Source organism: Microvirga arvi (assembly GCF_016892765.1).
GTDB classification, from domain to species: domain Bacteria; phylum Pseudomonadota; class Alphaproteobacteria; order Rhizobiales; family Beijerinckiaceae; genus Microvirga; species Microvirga arvi.
Genome location: NZ_JAFEMD010000125.1, coordinates 1 through 6291 on the forward strand (window position 1 = coordinate 1; position 6291 = coordinate 6291).

The 6291-nt window shown below is 57.1% G+C and carries 6 protein-coding genes and 1 pseudogene; 1 reads left to right on the plus strand and 6 read right to left on the minus strand.

From position 1 onward, the window contains the following. Positions 1-66: 66 nt before the first annotated feature. Positions 67-213 carry a hypothetical protein gene (locus tag ILT44_RS29610; RefSeq protein WP_204243193.1) on the minus strand — a complete coding sequence of 49 codons (147 nt, stop codon included), beginning with the start codon at positions 211-213 and terminating at the stop codon, positions 67-69. Between the two features lie 147 nt (positions 214-360). On the opposite strand from ILT44_RS29610, the gene ILT44_RS29615 reads away from it, so the two are divergent. Next, positions 361-1047 (plus strand): GntR family transcriptional regulator, encoded by a 687-nt coding sequence (locus ILT44_RS29615; RefSeq protein WP_239468629.1) that lies wholly within the window; start codon positions 361-363, stop codon positions 1045-1047. Positions 1048-1181: 134 nt separating this feature from the next. On the opposite strand, the gene ILT44_RS29620 is transcribed toward ILT44_RS29615, so the two are convergent. The 5 genes and pseudogenes from ILT44_RS29620 to ILT44_RS29640 all read right to left on the minus strand — a co-directional run. Continuing rightward, complete coding sequence (locus ILT44_RS29620; protein ID WP_204243195.1) at positions 1182-2171, minus strand: TRAP transporter substrate-binding protein; 990 nt, start codon at positions 2169-2171, stop codon at positions 1182-1184. 24 nt (positions 2172-2195) lie between these two features. Further along, complete coding sequence (locus ILT44_RS29625) at positions 2196-3461, minus strand: TRAP transporter large permease (RefSeq protein WP_204243196.1); 1266 nt, start codon at positions 3459-3461, stop codon at positions 2196-2198. Then, positions 3461-4057 carry a TRAP transporter small permease gene (locus ILT44_RS29630; RefSeq protein ID WP_239468630.1) on the minus strand — a complete coding sequence of 199 codons (597 nt, stop codon included), beginning with the start codon at positions 4055-4057 and terminating at the stop codon, positions 3461-3463. Before ILT44_RS29630 ends, ILT44_RS29625 begins: the two co-directional genes overlap by 1 nt. A gap of 274 nt (positions 4058-4331) precedes the next feature. Then, the gene (locus tag ILT44_RS29635; protein WP_307826741.1) at positions 4332-5294 is read right to left on the minus strand and encodes a dihydrodipicolinate synthase family protein; all 963 of its coding nucleotides are present in this window, start codon (positions 5292-5294) and stop codon (positions 4332-4334) included. A gap of 774 nt (positions 5295-6068) precedes the next feature. Beyond that, positions 6069-6291 (minus strand): annotated as a pseudogene (locus ILT44_RS29640) (hypothetical protein); the annotation flags it as partial.

Here is a 6291-nt window from a genome sequence, read left to right on the forward strand (position 1 = left end):
CTCGCATTTCAAAGAGATGGCAGGTCGAAGATGAAGGGCGGGGCCGATCGCCTCGCCTCTGGTTTATCAGGCTGCGGACTTAAGGCCCACATCCGGCAACTTCGGACGGTTCTTGAGCGCCCGGTCCATAACGGCCTCGAGCTGAAGCTTGTAGTCCGACTTGAACGGGATCGTGACCGGGAAAATGTGCCCCCAGGCAATTTCGTTCGCCATCAGGCTCCTGCTCCTGCTATACGGCATTGAACTTCCTCAACGTAGATTGTATAAAATCGCTGATGTCAAGCCGCACTTATGCCAGTCTGCTATAGAGCCATAAGATCCATTCATCCACAGGATCTGTAACCAACGACAGTGAAAGCTATGCCCCCTGCCAGACCCGCTCAAAAGTCCTTACAGCACAGGACCATCGCCTCTGCCGTCGCAGAGGAACTGAGGCGCAGGATCGTGGATGGTGAGTTCAAATCTGGTTTCCAGCTTCGTCAGGATGCACTGGCTACGGAGTTCGGTGTCAGCCGCATCCCAGTGCGCGAAGCCCTGATGCAACTCGAAGCTGAAGGGCTGGTTAAGATCCTTCCACATCGCGGCGCAATCGTCTCAGAGCTGTCTATGGAAGAAGTTCAAGAACTGTTCGAGCTCCGGGCACTACTTGAGCCACGGCTCCTCAAAGCCTCTGCCAAACATCTCACGGCAACGGATTATGAGCGGCTAAGTCAGATCCTTCAGGAATACAGCTCGGAGCTTCGAGCTAAGCACGTTCGGCGCTGGGGCGAGCTGAACACCGAATTTCATAACCTGCTGTATCAACATGCTGGGCAACCCCGTTCGCAAGCGATTGTCAGCGGCCTTCTTCAGGAATGCGACCGGCACACGCGGCTTCAGCTTTCGCTCACTGGAGGTATGGAACGCGCGGAAGTCGAGCATGCTGAACTCGTACGCCTTTGCGCAGATGGCAAGATCTCTGCGGCTTGCACGCTTTTGAAGGCGCATATCGAAGGTGTGAGCAGGTCGCTCAGAAAGTATTTCGAGGGGCACACCAAAGTCGATTAGCCACAGACTGATGCTCGCCCTCGGCCTTGTCCCTCGGTGGACACGCTCAAAGCTGCAGCCGGACGCCCGACGTCCGGCTGCAACATGAGGCAATTGAGGAAGTACCGACTGTGGTCAGTGGAAGAGATGGAGCTTCAGAGCGTAGCGCCGACCTTACGCAACTCGGCCAGAACCGGAGCCTTCGGAAGCCAAATCTTGTCATACTCGGCAATCACTGGATCCGCGTCCTTCACATCAGAGACGACGATCTTGACAGGCTGCTTTGAGAAGTTCTCTAGGAGGCCAGGCTGATTAGCGACGATCTCATCAATCTCGGCATCAAGCGCTGCGCGGGTAACTTTAGAGATCAGCTCACGATCGGCGGCTGGCAAGGTGGTCCAGACCCGGCCAGAGACCAGCGCTATCATCGGCATGTGAACGGCATTCATCCGAAGGATAGTCTTGGAAACCCGATCGAAGCGCTGGTTCCAGGAGAAGTCGAGATCTGCCTCAAGACCGTCGACCTGGCCGTTGGCCATTGCGTCGAACACCTGCGGCGTCGGGATCGGTGTGGGGGCGGCTCCCAGGATCTGGTAGAAATCGCGGAAGGCAGGGGTCGGATTGATGCGCAGCTTCATGCCTTTTAGATCGGCAACGGACGAGATGTCCTTGGCCGAGAACACTGCCCGGATCGACGTGATGCCCCAGCCCAGGCCGATCGTGCCGGTTTCCTTGGGAAGATAATCGAACAAACTGAGTGCAACCGGGTGGCGAACGAGCTTCGCTACGGCCTCCGTGGATCGAACCACATAGGGGGCATTGATGGCCGCAATCGCCGGGACACGTGAGCCAAGCTCGGCTGCCTGGATGAAGGCCATGTCGAGAGCCCCTGACTGAAGCTGCTGCATCATGGCGCTTTCGTTGCCGAGCTGGCCGGCATGGAAAACGGTGAGCGACAGACGGCCATTGCTCTCCGCCTTAAGCGTCTCGCCAACCTTCAAGGCAGCGTTGTTCCAGGGATGGTTCGGAGGCGTGATGACGCCGAGACGAAACTCACGGTTCTGAGCGCGCAGCACAGTCGGGGCCGCAAGCGGTAGGGCGGCGCCTGCCGCTATGGCGAAGAGATGACGGCGGGAAATAGTCATGATTGGCGCTCCATATTTGTGAGGTTAGTCGATGAGGGCAAGCGAGAGGGTGGGCCAAACCGACAGAATGATCAGCATCACGCAAGAAATGACAAAGAAGGGCAGTGTCACTAAAAACATCTTGCCAGGCTTGGCACCCGTTACTGCGGCGGCGACGAAGAAGCAAAGTCCGACAGGAGGCGAGAGAAGACCGAGCACAAGATTGATCACAACGACGACTCCGAAATGCCGTGGATCGATGTGATAGACCTCAGTCGCGATGGGCAGGAGAATCGGCACAGTCATGATCAAGCCTGGTATGCCGTCAATGACTGTGCCGATGACGAGCAAGACAACGTTGACCAAAAGCATGAAGGTGACTGGGTCTTTGGCAACCGATTGGATCCAGCCCGCCACTTCCAGCGGAACCTTGCCGAAAATCAAGATCCAAGAGAACACAGCTGCGGCAGCGACCAAGAATAGAACAATTGCCGAGTAGATCCCCGATCGGAGTAGCATTTCCGGAATTTGGGAGAAACGGAACTCGCGGGTCCAGTAGCGGCCAACCAGGGCTGCCGCAACTGCGCCCACGGCAGCTGCTTCTGTAGCATTGGCGAGTCCCGTGAGGATGGAACCGATGATCACCAGCGGGATAGATAGTGTAGGTAACGCGCGGAGCACCGTCATCACTCGCTTGCGCGGTGTCATGCGAGCTCCAGCCGGAAAGTTGTAAACGAAACCCATTACTGCAATGATAGCGCAAAACAGCACCGTCAACAGGATGCCGGGGATGATGCCGGAGATCAGCATGTCAGAGACAGGCACTTGGGCTAGTACACTATAGACCACGAACATCACCGAGGGTGGAATGATCGGGCCGAGCATTCCACCATAGGCAGTGAGGCCCGCCGCAAAAGTCTTGTCGTAACCCTGACGCTCCATCTCGGGGACCATAATCTGCGACATGATCGCGACTTGCGCGGTAGCAGAACCTAGGATCGAAGAGACGAACATGTTCGCCAGCACGTTCACATAAGCCAAACCGCCCCGTAATGCGCCTACGAAGGCCATTGCCATTTCGACGATGCGCCGCGTGATACCACCTCCGTTCATGATCTCGCCGATCAGGATGAAGAGCGGAATGGCGATCAGGCCATAACTATCAACTCCTCCGAACATCTGGAGAGGATAAGATTGAAACAGCAATGGATTGCCAGAGGCAATGATATAGACAATGCCCGCGAGACAAAGGCATAGGCCAATCGGCACGCCAACCAGCATGATGGCAACGAAGGCGGCGGAGGTGATCATTAGTTGATACCGTCACTGGTGGTGGGCTGGAATCCCGGAAAAGCGCTTCTGCTAACAATTCCGAGGTCCTCCAATGTATTGGCAAGACCGTGCAGCGTCATTGAGATGGCGAAGATCGGCAGGGCTAGATACACAATCCAACTTGGCCAGTTCAGCGTCTGGGTGCGTTCTGTATAGAGGAAGTTGAAGGTTTCGCCTGCATAGGTCTTTGCATCAAACCCAGCGGAGGCAATGCCAACCGGGTCCATCCACAGCCAGCACATAACACCTAGACCGAAGCCGAAACCAACAACCGCCAACGTGGAGATAATCCGTGCTATCTGCTGGCCTCGCGCAGAGAGCCGTTCGGTGAGCATAGTCACAGCAAAGTCGAGCCGAAGCCGCGTCATTGCTGAGGCTCCAATGAACGTCAGCCAGACAGTCGCATAAACGGCCGACTCGTCGATCCAGTAGATTGGGAGACCCGCATACCGGGTTGTGACATTGATCAAAATCAGCAGGGTCAAGATACCCATAAAGCTCATGATCGCGACGCGCTCGATGGCGAGCAGTCCATTGGAGAGGGCAACGACGGCGCGCACCGGCCAAGGCGACATGCGGGAGCTAGGCAATGACGCACCCGCCGATAATAGATTCGTTTCGATCACTCGCACAGCTCCATTGCCAGCCAACTGAAAGCATACCGTATACAATCTACGGATCAACCAAGATGTAGGGCATTTCTCAACGACATCTCGTGGGGGATTGATCCGAGAGGGCCTCCGACACGCGGAGATGGCTCTGCTCAAGCAGCCTCAAACCCATGGCCCCGCACTCAGGGGAGTCAAGAATGAAAAAGGCCCACGGTCGAGCGGGCCTCTCACACATCACTTAGGCGGCGTATTTCTGCACGGTGGCGGACTGCTTGCTCCACTCCGCATACCATGCGTCGAAGAGCCTGAGCTGCGTCTCAGCATAGCCGCGCTGACTATCCGAGAGCGCATCGGTTTCGTTGAAGTGAAGCGCGTATTCCGGGTTTCCCTTCAGCACCATCAGATGCTTATAATACAGCACCAAATCCGGCCCCTCATCGAAGGAGGACAGCACGTGCAGCGCCTCCTCCAGCTCCTTGGCGCGCTGGCGAGCCTCGGCATCACCCTTCGCAGCGGTCTGAGCAAGGGCACAAAGGTGCAATACCTCGCGAGGCAGCACGTTGCCGATGCCGGTGATCGCACCGGTGGCGCCGCAATTCACGAAGCCGTGGAACACAGCGGTATCGACACCCACCATCAGCGTCACACCGTCGTCCTGGCTAGTGATGTGCTCGGCCGCATAGGTCAGTGCCTCCGTACCGCCGAATTCCTTGAAACCGATCAGGTTCGGATGCTCTGCGCGAAGGGCAAAGAACAGATCACCACGGGTCGCGAAGCCATAGTAGGGGCTGTTGTAGATCACCGCCGGCAGATCGGGAGCGGCAGCGAGGATCGCCTTGAAATGGTGACGCTGTGCGGTGAGCGACGACCCGCGGGAGAGGACGCGCGGAATCACCATAAGGCCTTGGGCGCCGACCCTCTGTGCGTGCGCTGCGTGGGCCACCGCGGCGGCGGTATTGACAGCTCCGGTTCCAACGATGACCGGCACACCGGCCTTCACGAGGCGCTCCACACCTTCCATGCGCTGCTCGTCAGTCAGTAGCGGCCAGTCGCCCATCGAGCCACAGTAGACAACCGCAGACATGCCGGTCGCGATCAGCTCCTCGCCTTTGCGCACAAGAGCGTCGAAGTCGGGGCTGCGATCGGCCTTGCAGGGCGTCATAAGCGCCGGAATGCAGCCGGAAAAAATCTTCGATTTCACGCGGTTCTCCTCCAAAAGCCAGTCTCTCTACCCGCATAGCTGTTGCGGGCAGCTCTAAAATCCGCCGAGAGTGGGATCAACTGCCGATTTTATACAATCTACATTATGTGGAGTCAACACGTGTTAGCAGGAGCAGCGGCACAAGCGCTAAGATAGGTGAGTGGCATCTCTCCAATAAGCTATACAGCACCCGTCGGGCGCCTTCAGCCATAGCCATCGAAAGGTTAGAATGCGCCGAATCGGCAATGGTGGCGACCGTGTCGATCGCACGTGGCCTTCGCGAGGGTGCAGGCTCTGTCCAATCAAGAGTGCACTTCGGCCATGTTCACGCTCCTCAGGCCCTTCCGCCGCATCTCAATTGCTCTCGCTTTGCCAAACGTTGGGTGCGCGGTCGTGCTTTGGTGCCAGATACCTCCCTAGCATCGACATGGCTGGATTCAGCAAGCGCAGCGCTTGCGTGATCGGCCGCGGTCATTACGACCTGTCGCGAGCCGTCATCACATCCCGTCTCCTTGCAGAGTTCATAGACGACAAGCTCGGTCTTCTCGATCCGACTGCGTTCTCGCCTCAACATTGGTGATGAAATGCGTCCACGGTTATGACGCGGAGGGCAAACTGATCTGAAGGAGAACGCTGCGCTACGCGACTACTCCTTGCACATCTGTGCCTAGTTCCCACTCACACGAATCAAGAGATGAGTCTTTCAGACACCTGAAAGGGCCGCCGACTGGACAAGTAGTACGCAATATCACCCAAACCTAGAGCATCGGACGGTTAAACGGACGCATATCCGGCAGCCCTGAGGAAGTTCCAACACTCCTGTGGCTCGAAGAGGTTGCAGATGTCGCCGAGGGCGCGCCAGAGCGCGTCGAACGTTCGGGCTTCGGCTTTGCGCAGATGCGCTTTGATCTTGGCGAAGGCCTGCTCGATCGTGTTGCCATGATGCCTCTCAATGACTGCTTCCTGTTGACGTTCAGTCTGCTGGCTGGATGCGAGC